At 56.1% G+C, this 14,079-nt stretch carries 15 protein-coding genes; 9 read left to right on the top strand and 6 right to left on the bottom strand.

Annotation, left to right across the window (positions count from 1 at the left end):
• Nucleotides 1–47: 47 nt before the first annotated feature.
• Nucleotides 48–185 (bottom strand): hypothetical protein, encoded by a 138-nt coding sequence (locus F0155_RS23565; protein ID WP_192913727.1) that lies wholly within the window; start codon nt 183–185, stop codon nt 48–50.
• 148 nt (nt 186–333) lie between these two features.
• Here F0155_RS23565 and F0155_RS00760 point away from each other — a divergent pair, with 148 nt between their 5' ends.
• Nucleotides 334–1,245: a LysR substrate-binding domain-containing protein gene (locus tag F0155_RS00760; RefSeq protein WP_150522563.1), complete on the top strand. Its 912-nt coding sequence runs from the start codon at nt 334–336 to the stop codon at nt 1,243–1,245.
• Between the two features lie 215 nt (nt 1,246–1,460).
• On the top strand, nt 1,461–1,760 hold the full coding sequence (locus F0155_RS00755; protein ID WP_192913726.1) for a hypothetical protein: 300 nt from the start codon (nt 1,461–1,463) through the stop codon (nt 1,758–1,760).
• 166 nt (nt 1,761–1,926) lie between these two features.
• Here F0155_RS00755 and F0155_RS00750 read toward each other — a convergent pair whose 3' ends face one another.
• Together F0155_RS00750 and F0155_RS00745 are read right to left on the bottom strand one after the other, a co-directional pair.
• On the bottom strand, nt 1,927–2,652 hold the full coding sequence (locus F0155_RS00750) for a class II aldolase/adducin family protein (protein WP_150522562.1): 726 nt from the start codon (nt 2,650–2,652) through the stop codon (nt 1,927–1,929).
• Between the two features lie 14 nt (nt 2,653–2,666).
• On the bottom strand, nt 2,667–4,238 hold the full coding sequence (locus F0155_RS00745; protein WP_150522561.1) for a trimethylamine methyltransferase family protein: 1,572 nt from the start codon (nt 4,236–4,238) through the stop codon (nt 2,667–2,669).
• A gap of 237 nt (nt 4,239–4,475) precedes the next feature.
• On the opposite strand from F0155_RS00745, the gene gndA reads away from it, so the two are divergent.
• From gndA to F0155_RS00730, 3 genes are all read left to right on the top strand, one after another.
• Entirely contained in the window at nt 4,476–5,921 is a 1,446-nt protein-coding gene (gndA, locus tag F0155_RS00740; RefSeq protein WP_150522560.1) for an NADP-dependent phosphogluconate dehydrogenase, read from the top strand.
• Nucleotides 5,922–6,066: 145 nt separating this feature from the next.
• Nucleotides 6,067–6,498: a MarR family winged helix-turn-helix transcriptional regulator gene (locus F0155_RS00735; RefSeq protein WP_150522559.1), complete on the top strand. Its 432-nt coding sequence runs from the start codon at nt 6,067–6,069 to the stop codon at nt 6,496–6,498.
• Nucleotides 6,499–6,526: 28 nt separating this feature from the next.
• Nucleotides 6,527–7,243, top strand: coding sequence for a deiodinase-like protein (locus F0155_RS00730; RefSeq protein WP_150522558.1), 717 nt, complete (start codon nt 6,527–6,529; stop codon nt 7,241–7,243).
• Between the two features lie 32 nt (nt 7,244–7,275).
• Here F0155_RS00730 and F0155_RS00725 read toward each other — a convergent pair whose 3' ends face one another.
• From F0155_RS00725 to F0155_RS00715, 3 genes are all read right to left on the bottom strand, one after another.
• Nucleotides 7,276–8,094: a sugar phosphate isomerase/epimerase family protein gene (locus F0155_RS00725; protein ID WP_150522557.1), complete on the bottom strand. Its 819-nt coding sequence runs from the start codon at nt 8,092–8,094 to the stop codon at nt 7,276–7,278.
• A gap of 89 nt (nt 8,095–8,183) precedes the next feature.
• Nucleotides 8,184–9,143, bottom strand: a complete 960-nt coding sequence (locus tag F0155_RS00720; protein WP_150522556.1) for a 2-hydroxyacid dehydrogenase — start codon at nt 9,141–9,143, stop codon at nt 8,184–8,186.
• Complete coding sequence (locus F0155_RS00715) at nt 9,140–9,553, bottom strand: VOC family protein (protein ID WP_150522555.1); 414 nt, start codon at nt 9,551–9,553, stop codon at nt 9,140–9,142. Before F0155_RS00715 ends, F0155_RS00720 begins: the two co-directional genes overlap by 4 nt.
• A gap of 87 nt (nt 9,554–9,640) precedes the next feature.
• On the opposite strand from F0155_RS00715, the gene F0155_RS00710 reads away from it, so the two are divergent.
• The 4 genes from F0155_RS00710 to F0155_RS00695 all read left to right on the top strand — a co-directional run bounded on the left by F0155_RS00710 (nt 9,641) and on the right by F0155_RS00695 (nt 13,988).
• Nucleotides 9,641–10,513, top strand: a complete 873-nt coding sequence (locus F0155_RS00710) for a LysR family transcriptional regulator (protein ID WP_150522554.1) — start codon at nt 9,641–9,643, stop codon at nt 10,511–10,513.
• A gap of 483 nt (nt 10,514–10,996) precedes the next feature.
• The gene (locus tag F0155_RS00705) at nt 10,997–11,989 is read left to right on the top strand and encodes an ABC transporter substrate-binding protein (RefSeq protein ID WP_150522553.1); all 993 of its coding nucleotides are present in this window, start codon (nt 10,997–10,999) and stop codon (nt 11,987–11,989) included.
• 90 nt (nt 11,990–12,079) lie between these two features.
• A complete protein-coding gene (locus F0155_RS00700; protein WP_150522552.1) occupies nt 12,080–12,964 on the top strand; it encodes an ABC transporter permease in 885 nt (294 codons plus the stop codon).
• A complete protein-coding gene (locus tag F0155_RS00695; RefSeq protein ID WP_150522551.1) occupies nt 12,957–13,988 on the top strand; it encodes a quaternary amine ABC transporter ATP-binding protein in 1,032 nt (343 codons plus the stop codon). The genes F0155_RS00700 and F0155_RS00695 overlap by 8 nt, the downstream gene beginning before the upstream one ends.
• Nucleotides 13,989–14,079: the final 91 nt, after the last annotated feature.

The following is a 14,079-nucleotide window of genomic DNA, read 5'->3' as shown; positions in this document are numbered from 1 at the left end:
TCTTGAGAGGCCGGGCTTTTTTGATTTCGCACGTGGTGCGTTGCAAATTACTTCAGGCCAAGAGCCCAGAACTTGCGGGCGCGGTTCTGACGAAGCGTGCGGTCCATGCGGCCCAGCTCTGCTGCGGAGCGACCGGAAACGACACCCATCAGGGCGGTGCCAAGGATTTCATTCAAGAACGTCATCGAACGCTCTCCAGATCTTGAGGTTATGTTGGGAGGGCTGCCGTTCAATCGGTTGGCTGCTTGGTGCCCTTGTGTGGGAGGTTTGCAATTCAATCAAACGAATAGTATTCAATGCTTCTGTCAAAAAAATTGAAGTGAAGTTGATGTCATGGAAAAAATACCAGGGTCGGGCGTTCCCCTGATCGACATGGATCTTTATCGAACCTTCCTGACAATTGCCGAGACATCCAGCTTTTCCAAGACAGCTGAAATCGTCGGACGAACGCCTTCGGCAGTCTCCATGCAGATCAAGAAACTTGAAACGCTGCTCGGGGTTAACGTTTTCAATCGTGAGGGCCGGTCCGTACGGCCGACACCGGAGGGCGAAGCGCTGCTTGGATATGCAAGGCGCATTCTCACTCTCAATGATGAAGCGGTGACGCTGTTTCGCTCGCCTGAAGTGGAGGGGGAAGTCAGGTTCGGGGCCCCGTCCGATTTCGGAACACGCTTTTTACCAAACTTCCTCGCGCGCTTTGCCCGCTCCCATCCCGGGGTGAATGTGGACGTCAGTCTGGACGGTAGTCCGCAGCTCGTTGAGAAATTAAAGGCGCGCGAGCTAGATCTCATTCTCATCACGGCGCGACCCAACAGCGAGTTGGCCAGACGAGGAGAAATCGTTTTTACAGAACCACTTGTATGGGTCGGGCTGGGAGGCGGGATTGCCTATGAACGGGATCCATTGCCTCTTGCCGTCTCAACATCGGGGTGCCCGTGGCGCCGTGCGGCGCGACTGGCTCTGGACAAGGCCGGGAAGCCTTATCGCATCTCCTACACTAGTTTCCACAGTGCCGGACAGGAAGCGGCGCTGGTGGCTGACCTTGCCATCGCGCCATTTCCAGCAAGCGTTATCGAACCGCCCTTGCAAATCCTTGATGATCGACACGGCCTGCCGGAAATCGGCAACTATCATATCATCATGGAACAAAGACCGCAGGCTGGCCGGGCAACGCAGGCCTTTGCCAGCCATGTGATCGAATGCTTCCGCGAGATTGCCCCGACTGCAGCCGCAGCACTGGCTTGATTAGGCGTCCAGGCCCGAGATGAGGCGGCTGACGAGTGTGCGACTCGTCTCTGGATAGCCCGCGTAAAAAGTTGCCTTTGCTCTCGCCAGTCCATTTAGATTTGGTTAACCTTTTCTTCAGTTTTCACGCGCTCGGCGTTTGCCACCTGATGTTCAGGGCAAGAAGGCCGGTTTCAGACCGGTTCAGGCGGTTCCGGGCAAGAAGGAGAAGCAGGATGACCAACATGTTCAAGATCGCCGGTGCCGCCTTTTTGATGGCAGGCACTTTGGCCGGTGGTGCTGTCGCTCAGGATCAGGGCACGACCCGCATCATCCATAGCGAGCCATATGGTGCGGTCGTCACCAGCGAAAGCGGTGTTCTGGTGTTCCGCGCGCTGCCGGCCACTGAGCGAGTGATCGTCAATCCGGACGGAAAGACGCCTTTGACGTTCAACACGACACAGGTGAATGAAGTGAACACCTATGTTGGACCGAAGGTCATGAAGCGGTCCGGGGAGCGTTGGGTTCGGCGGTAGAGCACATCAACCCAACCTTGAACCGTTTGAACTTGGTTTTGTCCGCCCCTGACGGTGTTGCCTTTGCCTTGCAGTGGGTGACACCGCAGCGACAAACGCGCCCGGTACAGCTCGTAAGCTCCCGGTGCTTAAACTGATCCAAGGTTGGGTGGATGTGCTCTGGAGGTCAATCCCTGAAATCGGGTTGGGTTTTGTCCAGCTTGCGTTTCCAGTGATCGAAATGGGCGAAGGCCATGCCCTTGTAGGGCTCCCATTCTGCTGCCGTTTTTGCAGCCAGATTGTCTGACATGACGGCGAGAGGTTGACCCGTAGCATAGGCGGCAAGGAGTGTTCCTGCCGCCTTCTCCAGAAAATAGAGGTGCTCGAAGGCTTCGGCGACAGTTTCCGCCGAAATGGAGACACCATGATTTCCCATGATCAAGACCGGCTTGCTTCCGAGAGTTCTGGCAATCCGCTCGCCTTCCTCCCGTTCATCAGCCATGCCGCCAAAGCCGAGATCGATGGCGACTTTGCCGAAAAACCGCGCTGTGTTGAGGTCTATCGGTTTCAAGGCCGGATCGGCAAGGCAGGCAAGGGTGGTTATGTTTTTCGGGTGGCAATGAAACAGCACCCGGCAGGCCGGGTTGGTTCGATGGACGGTGCCATGGATGCACCAGGCTGATGGGTCAGGTGCATTGGGCCGTGACATCACTTCTGCATCATTTGCATCAAGCACCAGCAAATCGCTCGCCCGAATATCGGAAAAGTGACGCCATTTCGGGTTCATCAAGAACCGGCTGCCATCTGACGAAATGGCGGCGCTGAAATGATTGCCGACCGACTCATGCCAGCCAAGCTCGGCGGCGATGCGGAAGGCCGCTGCCAGATCGGTTCGCAGGTCATTTTCTGTCATCATCGGGTCCTGTTCTAAAAGTCGGTGGGTGCGCCGCCTTCTTCTTTTCGCCGGGCCACGAACGCCTGAAGCTCCTCGTCAATTGCAAGGTCGAGCGGGGGGCGAACATAAGCTTCAAGGGCTTGCTTGTAGAGCTGGTGCGATTTGTCAAAGGTGGTCGGACTGCCTGCTTCCATCCAGCTCTCATGATTGCGCCAGTCTGAGGAAATCGGCGCATAAAATGCGTCCTTGTAGCGGTCGCGCGTGTGCTGGGTGCCAAAGAAATGGCCACCCGGTCCAACGTCCCTGATCGCCGATATCGCAAGCGCTTCCGGGGAGATATCAAGAGGTGTCAGGTATTCGGCGAGCATCTGCAGCAGATCAACATCGGCGATGAATTTCTCGAAGCCGGCGGACAGTCCACCTTCCAGCCATCCTGCCGCATGTTTTATGACATTCGCACCGCCATTGAGTGCCCCCCATTGGGAGAGCGTGGTTTCGAGTGCCGCCTGATAATCCACCGTATTGGCAGCACACACGCCGGAGGATCGGAAGGGCAGGCGATAACGACGTGCAAGCTGACCGCTGACAAGTGCAGCCTTTACATATTCCGGGGTTCCGAAGGCTGGTGCTCCGGATTTCATGTCGACGTTTGAAGTGAACCCGCCATAGACCACGGGAGCTCCGGGGTTGACGATCTGGGAAAAGGCTATGGCCGCCAAGGCTTCGGCATTTTGCAGAACAAGCGCGCCGGCAACAGTGACGGGTGCCATCGCCCCGGCAAGGGTAAACGGCGTGATGATGCTGACTTGCCCAGCCCGGGCCATCTCGATCAGGCCTTGCAGCATGGGTGTGTCGAGGCGCAGGGGAGAAGATGTGTTGATGACACTCGTCACGCAGGGGGTCCGTTTGAACTCTTCGTCGGACAAGCCCATCGCGATGCGCGTGATTTCCAGTCCGTCCTGATTCCGTTCCTTGCCGAGCGAGTAGATGTGAAAGACCTTGTCGGTCAGGCGGACCATGTCGGATATGCAGTCCAGATGTCTGATCGAGGGATGGAGGTCTACCGGTTCCACGGGATAACCGAGCACGCAATGGATGATGTTGAAGAACTGCGCGAGCTTGAGGAAATCCCGATAGTCCGACTGGTTACCCGCGCGGCGGCCGCGAATTCGGTCATAGGCGTTGGGTGCGCTGACAACGCAGGAAAAGGTGATCCAGTCCTCGCCGAAGATCAGATTATGCGCCGGATTACGCGCATGGACGGTGAAGGACGACGGGGCTTTGCCAATGAGGTCTTCGACCAGATGGCGGTCGAAACGAACCCGGTTTGACGCGGGATCAACATCCGCGCCTGCTTCTTTCAGCAGGCTTTTGGCTTCGTCGTGTAGAAAATCGAGCCCGATGTCTTCCAATACGGTGAGGGAGGCTTCGTGGATGGCTGCAAGCTCGTCGGCGGAGACGGCCTCAACCGGTGCATAGATGTGACGTGGCTGGCGAAAAGGCTTTTGCGGAAAGGGATTGGGAGCGGAAGTGCCTCTTCCCCTGCGCCGTCTGGTACGATTCTGATCTTCGAGGGGATCTTTTGCGTCCTCGACATGCGCCATGCCTGACATCCTTGTTCGATTGTCTTGAGGCTTACGTTACGATCAAACAATCCTTCATGACCACACCGACAGGACGACGAAAATGTCGCAAATGGGATGATGGCTTGTGTGAGGTGGTGCCTGAGTTTTGTGAATGCTTTTCAGGGCGGTCAAAGTGAGCGTTGGGAGATTGCCGGTCTTTGGAGAATGGTCTAAACCGCCCCTACCTCCCTTCAATTCTTCCATGAAAGGTTTTTCATGTCCCAGTCCGAGAGCCCGTCCGCTACTTCTCCCGCTCAAATCGGTTTAATCGGTCTGGGGACGATGGGGCGCAACCTTGCGCTCAACATCGCCGAGAAGGGTTTTTCTATCGCGGTCTATAACCGGACATCCGAACGCACGACTTCGTTTCATCGCGATGCGGGTGAACTGGCGGACAAGATCGTACCTGCGCTGGATCTTGGGAGTTTTGTAAAGGCGATCCAGTCTCCTCGCGCAATCATCCTTATGGTGCCAGCCGGGGACGCCGTTGATGCGCAAATCGAGGCCCTGCGCCCGTTGCTGGACGCGGAAGATCTCATCATTGACGCAGGCAACGCGAATTATCATGACACCAATCGCCGCGCTGCAAATGCAGAAGGCGGCAATGGTCCGAGGTTCATGGGAATTGGTGTTTCCGGCGGAGAGGAAGGGGCCCGCCACGGCCCGTCCATCATGGGCGGCGGCGCACAGGATGCCTGGAACCAGGTTGGACATATCCTTGAAGTAATCTCTGCCAAGTATGAGGGAGAGCCCTGTGCAGCTTTCCTCGGTGCCGCTGGTGCCGGGCATCTGGTGAAGACCGTCCATAACGGCATTGAATATGCCGACATGCAGATGATCGCGGAAGTCTACGGTGTGATGCGCGATGGACTTGGCATGCCGTCGGCGGAAATCGGCGATGTCTTTGCGAAGCTGAATGAGGGCATCCTGCAGTCCTACCTGATCGAGATTTCAGCCAAGGTCGCGGGAACAAACGACCCGGAAACCGGCAAGCCGATGCTCGACATTATTCTCGATACAGCGGGGCAAAAGGGCACGGGGCGCTGGACGGCCATCGAGGCATTGATGCTGGGAACGCCAGCAAGTGCGATCGAGGCGGCTGTGGCGGCCCGCAACATGTCCGCTCGGCTACCCGAGCGCAAGACAGGCGAGACCGTGTTCGGGGCTGCGCCGTCTCAAATCCGGGAAGCAGAAGTTTCAGCCGAGACGATCGAGGCGGCGCTCGTGGCCGGAAAGATCATCTGTTACGCGCAAGGGTTCGATCTCATTCTTGAAGCTGCCAAGCAATATGGCTGGTCCATGCCGCTTCCAGAAATTGCCCGGATCTGGCGCAATGGCTGCATCATTCGCTCCGAAATGCTCAACGACATGGCAACAGCCCTTGCTGAAGACCCAAGCCGGAACCTGATGCTGGCACCGTTCTTTGCCGGAAAGCTGAAAGAGACCCATCAGGCATTGCGCCAGCTGGTTTCCATTGCTGTTTTGAACGGATTGCCTGTTCCGGCGCTCTCGGCCGCACTTTCTTATTTTGATGTCATGCGCACGGCCCGGTCCACCGCGAACATGCTACAAGGACAGCGGGACTTCTTTGGTGCGCATGGCTTTGCGCGCACGGACAAGGACGGCACAGACTTCCATGGTCCCTGGGCGCTGGGCAACTGACCCAAGCCTGCTTGCGTGATTTTCAGATGTTCTGAATGAGCCGGTGCCTTTTGGGCGCCGGCCTTTTTTGTGACCTCAAGCTCGCACCGCGAAAACAGCTCTCACTATTGCGTGTATAATACAACTATTGTAAATAGCACTTATTATGGATCATGAAACTATTCCCCTGCACTGGATCAATCGCCTCGGATTTATGACACGCAAGCTGCTTGCCGCCCGGTTCAAGGCGGCGGGACAGTCTGTCAGCCCGGAAGAATGGGCGATCCTGCTGTTCCTCTGGAAATACGGGAACAGGTCATCCTCGGAGATCGCGGAGGCGACCATTAAGGACCGCACCACGGTGACCCGGTTGCTGGATGCGATGGTCCGTAAGGGTCTGGTGCGAAGGGGAGAGGACACTCAAGACCGGCGTCGATCAGTGATCGAGGTCACTGAACGGGGGCAGGGCTTGCAACACGAGCTGGTTCCGATCGCGCAGGACCTCATCAAGGAGGCTTGTTCCGGCCTGACAGCCGAGGAAATCGACATCACGACCCGGACACTGAAGAAAATGGCTGCAAACCTGACGGAGGGATGAACCGTCCGGACGGCGAGGAGAATTTGATATGACCGACTATAACTACTCGACCTTTTCAACCGACGATTATGATTTTGACAGCGTCATCGGTCCGGTGGTTGGCCAAAAGGCGCCGGATTTCGAACTTCAGACGGTTGAAGGGGAGATCCGGCATTTGCTGGATTTTGACGGGGAGTTTCTCGTTCTTGAAATGGGCAGCATCACCTGCCCGCTGTTTCAAAGCCGCAGAACGTTGATGGAGCCTGTTTCTGCAGACTTCTCAGGTGTCAGCAGTGCGGTTCTCTATGTCCGGGAGGCGCATCCGGGGATGGTGATCAAGGGTCATGCAAGTTTTGAAGACAAGCTCGCCTGTGCGTCACGCCTCAAGGATGTGGATGGTGAGACGCGGCGGATCTTTGTTGACGGATTTGATGGTGCGGCCCACCAAGCCTATGGCAGCATGCCGAATGCAGTTTTCATCATCAATCGCCACGGTTGCGTGGTGTTCCGCTCCGAGTGGAACAATCCGTCTGCGACACGCAAGGCGTTGAGCGCTCTTCTCGCGGGGCAGGAAGTTCGCGTGAAGAGCTATTTCCGCCCGGCTGTGCCGACCACGGTTTTTCGGACCCTATCAAGTGCCGGAAAAGGGTCGGCATCGGACTTCTTTCGGGGCCTGCCGTTTTTGTTCTGGACGAATATAATCAAGCGGAACCTGCGTCTTCTGTTCGGCAGAACTGCTGCCGTGTCCCGCCATACAGCGTGTTGAAACCGGAAGTTTGGGATTGGCGCGGCTGGCCCTTACTGGGCCAGCCCGAGCGCTTTCATGTTCGCAATTGATTGCGGAATGCCTGCTGGATCGTCGAGTTCGATGATCAGGCGCGGGCGCGATGTCAGCTTAGCCAAGGCGGCAAAAACCGAATGCCAGCGGATTGTGCCTTCGCCCAATGTCCAGTGCCGATCTGCGTGTCCGTCTGCATCCTGAAGATGGACGTGCTGCAGCCGATTGCCTGCCAATTTCACGAAATAATCGACCGGCGGAGCTCCGGTCGACCCATGCGCATAGTGGGCGTGTCCTGTATCAAGGGAAACAGCGACAGCATCCGAATTGAAACTGTCGGCAAGGATGAGCCGGTCACGTGGATCCTTGTCCTCGATATTCTCGATAACCAGGGTGCAGCCGATGTCTTCGGCACGCCTCACCGCGTCTGCCATGGTGAGGTGGCAATACTCGATCTTCCGTTCTCTTGCCTGGTCATGATGTTCAAGGTTGTTGGCGTCCCAGGTCGTATAGGGGCTGTGCACCACCATATGCGTGCCACCAATGCCCTCGCAGGCCAGAAGGCCCTGCATCAGGCGCTTCTTCACCACTTCGCGGATTTCCGGATCTGGCGAATCCATCGTGAAACCCATAAAGGGGCCGTGAATGCCGCGTCTGCCTTCGTGACCATCCAGAAGGCGTCTCGCCTTGGCGACAACGCCTTCCAGATCTGTGGTCAATAGCTCGACATGCACGAAATCCTGAAGCTCAAGATCCCTCGGCAGTTCCAGCATGAGATCGCGGTGCTGCTCCAGCGATTTGAGCTCAAGCGCGGCACCCAGTATCGGGAGGTCGGTCATTGCAGTGTCCTCTGGCAGGATTCACGACCGCATTTATCTCCGACCCGTGACCGTTTTGCGACGAAAATCGTTCGACGCAGATGGTGTCTTTAGTATCCCCGTATTCTGTCGACACTTTGCGGTATTTTTCCGCTGCTGAAATAGCGCTCCAGATTGCTGGCAACAATTGCACAGGCAGTGGCGGTGATGGTGGGAGCGGAAATGTGCGGCAAGACTGTAACGTTGGGATGCTCCCAAAGGGGGTTGTCCGTCGGCAGAGGTTCCGTTGCAAATACGTCCAGCACGGCATGGGCCACCTGATCGGTTCCAAGAGCCTCCAGCAACGAGGTTTCCGGGAGAATCGGGCCTCTTGCAAAGTTGATCAGCTTGACCCCCGGCTTGCAGCAGGCAAGTGCGTCTCGCCCGATCAGACCCTTCGTTGCAGCGGTCAGGGGCATCAGGACGACCAGAATGTCAGCCCTTGAAAGAACCGTCTTGAGGCCGTCATCTCCATGATGGCAGTCAACATTTGGAACTGTTTTTTCTGATCGGCTCCAGCCATTGACCACATACCCGTTTGCTGAGAGTCGTGTGGCAGCTGACTGACCAAGCTTGCCGAGACCAAGCACACCGATAGTCATCTCGGAAGGAAGTTTCAGATCATGCGGCAGCCAAAGCTTCTGCCTTTGCTGTGCCATGTAGGCAGGCATGTCGCGGTGAAGATAAAGCGTCCAGGCCAGGACGGCTTCGGACATGGTCTCCGCCATTTGCGGATCTGTCAGGCGGACTATGGCAGGCCCGTCTGCTGGCAGATCTACTGCGAGGCGCTCAACGCCCGCCCAAAGGCTTTGCACCCACTCCAGGTTTTCAAGTTCGGCAACCTTCTTCGGGTCCGGATTGGCAACGATTGCAACGCGCGCGCTGGCCTTCTCGTTCTCGGTCAGATCCTCGAATGGCTTTACAATCGCGAATGGGGCGAGGGCAGACGGTAGCGCCGTTTGCCATGCCTGACGCTCGCCGGGGTCGGATTCTGACAGAAACGGGACGACAGGTTTTTCAATCAAAGTCATGTTGCAAATATACCGCTTTCATCCTTGAAGCCCTTGACCTCGATCGGATTGCCGGACGGGTCTCGAAAGAACATGGTGCTCTGTTCACCGGGTTGTCCTTCAAACCGTATGGTAGGACGCATGACGAACTCAAGACCGGACTTCTCAAGTCGGTCCGCCAGTTCGCGCCAGCTTGCCATGTCAAGCACAACACCGAGATGGGGCATCGGCACCATGTGGTCGCCGACCTTTCCCGTGTTCGTGGTGGCAAATGGGGTGCCCTTGTGGAGCGAGATCTGGTGACCGAAGAAATCGAAATCGACCCAGGTCTCTGTGCTGCGACCTTCGCGACAGCCGAGCAAGCCGCCATAGAACTTGCGAGCTTCATCAAGGTCGGTGACGTGATAGGCGAGATGAAATGCGGACTTCATGCGGGTCTCCATACTGTTGTGCCCTTGTAGCCTTTTTCCATCGAAGGCTTTAGTTTCTTTATTTCACTCTCAGCATTGGAAATTGTGTTGGATATTCGATTTCTCTCCAGTCTGCTTGCCGTTGTCGAGACCGGATCCATTGCGGCGGCTGCCCGTCAGCAGAACCTTTCACCCGCTGCTGTGAGCCAAAGAATACGGGTACTTGAAGAGGAGTTGGGGTGCGCGCTCCTGAGCAGGTCGGCGCACGCAGCCTCGCCAACTGCCGAATGTCGCAGACTTTTGCCGTTGGCCCGTGAACTTGCTGACAAGGCGGCGGCGCTCAAGTCCGTCACAGATCCGAGCGGATTGAGTGGTCCGTTTCGGCTCGGGGCAATTTCGACCACGCTGTTTGACCATGTCCCGGCCATTCTCAGGTGTTTGGAAATGCGAGCGCCAAATGCCGAGCTCATTGTGCGGCCGGGGTCGTCGTTGGACTTGTACCGCCGGCTGGAGGAAGGCCAGCTGGATGCGGCGTTGCTTGTGGCCCCCCCTTTCGATGTGCCCAAGAAGATCCGGCAGCACAGTGTGGAACGCCAGTCATTTGCAAGAGTGTTGCCGCCCGGTGTGTCGCCTCGTGATGAAGACGCTCTGAAGCGGCTTCCATGGATTGTCTACGAGCGTTCGTCCTGGGGCGGCAGTCTGGTCGCAAAACTGTTGCGCCATCTTCAAGGGGAGGGGCGTATACTTTGCGAACTGGACTCTCCCGAAACGATTGCAATGATGGTGGAGCAAGGGATCGGGCAATCAATTCTGCCGGTGTGGAGTTCGCTCTCAAGGCAGCACCCGGAGCTCACTTTGGTTCTATTGGATGGAGGCAGCCCCCTGTGTCGGGAGATTGTCTACATGGAGCCCGGAAATGGCGGTTCCGGGCCGTTGGCGGCTCTCATTCGCAGCGCCATCATGGGGAGGTCCGATGACTAGCGGATTGCCGAAACTGCAACCCAGATGAGTGTATTGTCGCCCAAACAATTTGGGAAAAGAAAGCGCTTACGTAATCAAAATGCGCGGAAGGGCGAATTCTGGAAAGAAAATGTCGTTTTCTTGCTTGTTCTGAAAATATTTGAAATAGCAGCCCGATTATTTTCAAATGCCCTGTTGTAACTCTCCAACCTTAATGCAATGCTTGTTGCTGCATTAACGGAAGTTGGTCGCTGCCTAATGCGGCCATGTTTCCGTTGTCCGGTAGCTTCTGCCGGAAAGAAGTGTGTTGGGTAAGAAGAGCGAATATGCAGTCTCCTTCGGGATGGAAAACATATCTCAAGCAAGCGCTCTGTTTCACATCTGTTCAGGTGTGCGCCAAACTTACTTTCCCCGTAACAAGAGAATTTCCTGAATACTTTTGTATTCGGAAGCTCGAGCTTTTCGGAGCTTGAGGTAAATTATCAGATCCATGGGAGTGAAGACATGAAAAAACTGATGCTTGGCGTAGCGGCTGGTGCAATGACGATGATGGCGTCCTCCGCTATGGCAGAAGAGTGCGGCACCGTAACCATGGCCGAAATGAACTGGGCTTCGGCTGGCGCCATCGCCCATATCGACAAGATCATTCTCGAGAATGGATATGGCTGCAAGGTCGATCTGGTTACCGGCGATACAATGCCGACCTTCACGTCCATGAACGAAAAGGGACAGCCGGACATCGCTCCCGAGCTCTGGATCAACGCGGTGCGCGAGCCGCTCGACAAGTCTGTCGCAGCCGGTGATCTGATCATTGGCGGAGAAATCCTGAACGAAGGCGGCGTGGAAGGCTTCTGGGTGCCGACCGAGCTGGCTGAGAAGCACAATCTGAAGACCGTTGAAGATGCGTTGAAGCATCCTGAGCTGTTCCCGGGCGCTGAAGATGACAGCAAGGGGGCATGGTTCACCTGCCCGACAGGCTGGAACTGCCGTATCACCACTGGCAATCTGTTCCGTGCGTTCAACGCAGAGGAAAAAGGTTTTGCCCTCGTTGATCCGGGCTCTGCAGCTGGTCTTGACGGTTCGATCGCTCGTGCCTTCGAACGTGGCCAGGGCTGGCTCGGCTATTACTGGGCTCCGACATCTATTCTCGGCAAGTACGACATGACGCTGCTCGACATGGGCGCACCGCATGATGCCGAGCATTGGAACTCTTGCACCGTTATCGAGGACTGCCCGAGCCCGAAGCCGAATGCATGGGTGAAGTCTGAAGTCTTCACCGTTGTCACCGACGACTTTGCCAAGAAGGCGGGTGTGGCCATGGATTACGTCAAGGGGCGTTCTTGGGATAACCGCACGGCCGGCAAGGTTCTGGCATGGATGAGCGACAATCAGGCCACCAACGAAGATGGTGCTTACTTCTTCCTCGAAAACTTCGAGGACGTATGGAGCCAGTGGGTGACCCCGGAAGTTGCCGAGAAGGTCAAAAAGGCCCTCTGAGGCCAAAAAAAATAATTCAAGCATGTGGAGCCCGCGCTATCACGCGCGGGCTTCTCGATAGGGGCGCATGAAAACCATCGAGGTGACAAGATGGATCTATCCGAATTTCCGTCGCTTAGTCGCGACACTTTGAGAGACATCCGGCTGACAGTCGACAGCGGGTTCAAGGACTTCACACGAACATATGGCGAAACGCTTGAGCTGATGCTGGAGCCGGTGAAGGATTTCCTGATCTTTCTGGAAGGACTCTTGATCGACTCTCCGTGGTTTATCGTGCTGGCGGTCCTCGTGGGGATCGTTTTCCTTCTCAGTCGAAACATCAAGATCACCATCGGATCTGTTATTGCGCTTTGCCTGATCGGAACCTTCGGGATGTGGGAAGACACTATGCGCACCATCGCGATGGTGACCGTGTGTACCCTCCTGGCAATCGTGCTTGGAATTCCAATCGGGATATTCATGGCGCGCTCTGATCGTGTGCAAGGGTTCGTCAATCCGATCCTTGATCTGATGCAGACGATGCCAAGCTTTGTTTATCTCATTCCGGTGGTGATGATTTTCGGCCTCGGCAAGGTGCCCGGCCTGATCGCCATTGTGGTCTATGCCATTCCTCCGATGATCCGTCTGACCAATCTGGGGATCCGCCTTGTTGATCCAGATGTGCTGGAAGCTGCAGATGCCTTTGGATCGAGCAGCTGGCAAAAGCTGGTCAATGTGCAGCTTCCGCTCGCGCTTCCCACCATCATGGCCGGCATCAACCAGACAATCATGATGGCACTTGCGATGGTCGTTGTGGCAGCGCTGATCGGTGTTAAGGGACTTGGTCAGCCGGTCGTCAACGCGATTGCCAACCAGTATTTCACCATGGGTGTGATGAACGGTCTGGCCATTGTAGCGATCGCGATCATCTTCGACCGCGCAACCCAAGCCTACGGCAAGCGCCTGCAAAAACACTCGGAGGTGGTCCATGGCTGAGGCAACAGGTATCGAGATCAAGGAGCTCTACAAGATCTTTGGTCCGAATGGCAAAGAGATGGTCCAGCGCGTCAAGGATGGAATGTCCAAGTCCGAGCTGAACGAAAAGCACAACCACGTGCTCGGCCTGAACAACATCAATATCTCCATGCCGGGCGGGAAAATCCAGGTTGTGATGGGATTGTCCGGCTCGGGAAAGTCCACCTTGATCCGGCACATCAACCGCTTGATTGACCCGACGGATGGCGAAGTGCTCTACGGCAATGAGGATGTCTGCAAGATGTCCCAAACCGAGCTTCGCGAATTCCGGCGGCACAAGACAGCGATGGTGTTCCAGAAATTTGCTTTGCTGCCGCATCGCACCGTGATGAAGAATACCGTCTACGGGCTTGAGATTCAGGGCGTTCCGATGAAGGAGGCCGAAGAGAGGGCCGCGCGCTGGATTGCGCGTGTTGGTCTGGAGGGCTTTGAGGATCACTATCCCAATCAGCTTTCCGGTGGCATGCAGCAGCGTGTGGGGCTCGCTCGCGCGCTTACGAACGACGCTGATATTCTGCTCATGGATGAAGCGTTTTCAGCGCTGGATCCTCTTATCCGCATGGATATGCAGACCGTTCTTCTGGATTTGCAGGAAGAGCTCCACAAGACCATTGTCTTCATTACGCATGATCTTGATGAGGCACTTCGTCTCGGTGACCGGATTGCGATCTTGAGGGATGGTGCCGTAATCCAGCAAGGGACCGGCCAGCAGATCGTGCTGAAACCTGAGGATTCCTATATCGCCGACTTTGTAAAAGAGGTGAACAGGGGACGGGTGATCCGCGTCGAGACGGTCATGGATCAGACCAAGACGCTGAATACCGGCACGCAAATTCCGGCCAATGTCATGCTGGAAGAAGCCGCGAAGATTTTCGCTGCGGAAGGTGTGAACGAGGCGAGTGTCATCAATAGATCTGGAACGCCTGTCGGCGTGTTGACCATTCAGGACACGATTTCAGCAATGGTGACACCCGTCGCGCACTAGTGCGCCCTCATCAAAAGGCGTCAAATCAGTCTGGTCTAGTCACATTATGAGCTAGAGGCCTCGGGAGATAGCAATCCCGGGGCCTTTTGTT

It is taken from the genome of Roseibium sediminis (assembly GCF_008711325.1).
Lineage (GTDB): Bacteria > Pseudomonadota > Alphaproteobacteria > Rhizobiales > Stappiaceae > Roseibium > Roseibium sediminis.
Note: the sequence above shows the minus strand (reverse complement) of the source record. Positions and strands in the feature narration are given on the sequence as shown.

Coding starts and splice junctions, on each gene's coding strand:
- F0155_RS23565 (WP_192913727.1), bottom strand. CDS start 185: ATGACGTTCTTGAATGAAATCCTTGGCACCGCCCTGATGGGTGTCGTT.
- F0155_RS00760 (WP_150522563.1), top strand. CDS start 334: ATGGAAAAAATACCAGGGTCGGGCGTTCCCCTGATCGACATGGATCTT.
- F0155_RS00755 (WP_192913726.1), top strand. CDS start 1,461: ATGACCAACATGTTCAAGATCGCCGGTGCCGCCTTTTTGATGGCAGGC.
- F0155_RS00750 (WP_150522562.1), bottom strand. CDS start 2,652: ATGACAGAAAATGACCTGCGAACCGATCTGGCAGCGGCCTTCCGCATC.
- F0155_RS00745 (WP_150522561.1), bottom strand. CDS start 4,238: ATGGCGCATGTCGAGGACGCAAAAGATCCCCTCGAAGATCAGAATCGT.
- gndA (WP_150522560.1), top strand. CDS start 4,476: ATGTCCCAGTCCGAGAGCCCGTCCGCTACTTCTCCCGCTCAAATCGGT.
- F0155_RS00735 (WP_150522559.1), top strand. CDS start 6,067: ATGGATCATGAAACTATTCCCCTGCACTGGATCAATCGCCTCGGATTT.
- F0155_RS00730 (WP_150522558.1), top strand. CDS start 6,527: ATGACCGACTATAACTACTCGACCTTTTCAACCGACGATTATGATTTT.
- F0155_RS00725 (WP_150522557.1), bottom strand. CDS start 8,094: ATGACCGACCTCCCGATACTGGGTGCCGCGCTTGAGCTCAAATCGCTG.
- F0155_RS00720 (WP_150522556.1), bottom strand. CDS start 9,143: ATGACTTTGATTGAAAAACCTGTCGTCCCGTTTCTGTCAGAATCCGAC.
- F0155_RS00715 (WP_150522555.1), bottom strand. CDS start 9,553: ATGAAGTCCGCATTTCATCTCGCCTATCACGTCACCGACCTTGATGAA.
- F0155_RS00705 (WP_150522553.1), top strand. CDS start 10,997: ATGAAAAAACTGATGCTTGGCGTAGCGGCTGGTGCAATGACGATGATG.
- F0155_RS00700 (WP_150522552.1), top strand. CDS start 12,080: ATGGATCTATCCGAATTTCCGTCGCTTAGTCGCGACACTTTGAGAGAC.
- F0155_RS00695 (WP_150522551.1), top strand. CDS start 12,957: ATGGCTGAGGCAACAGGTATCGAGATCAAGGAGCTCTACAAGATCTTT.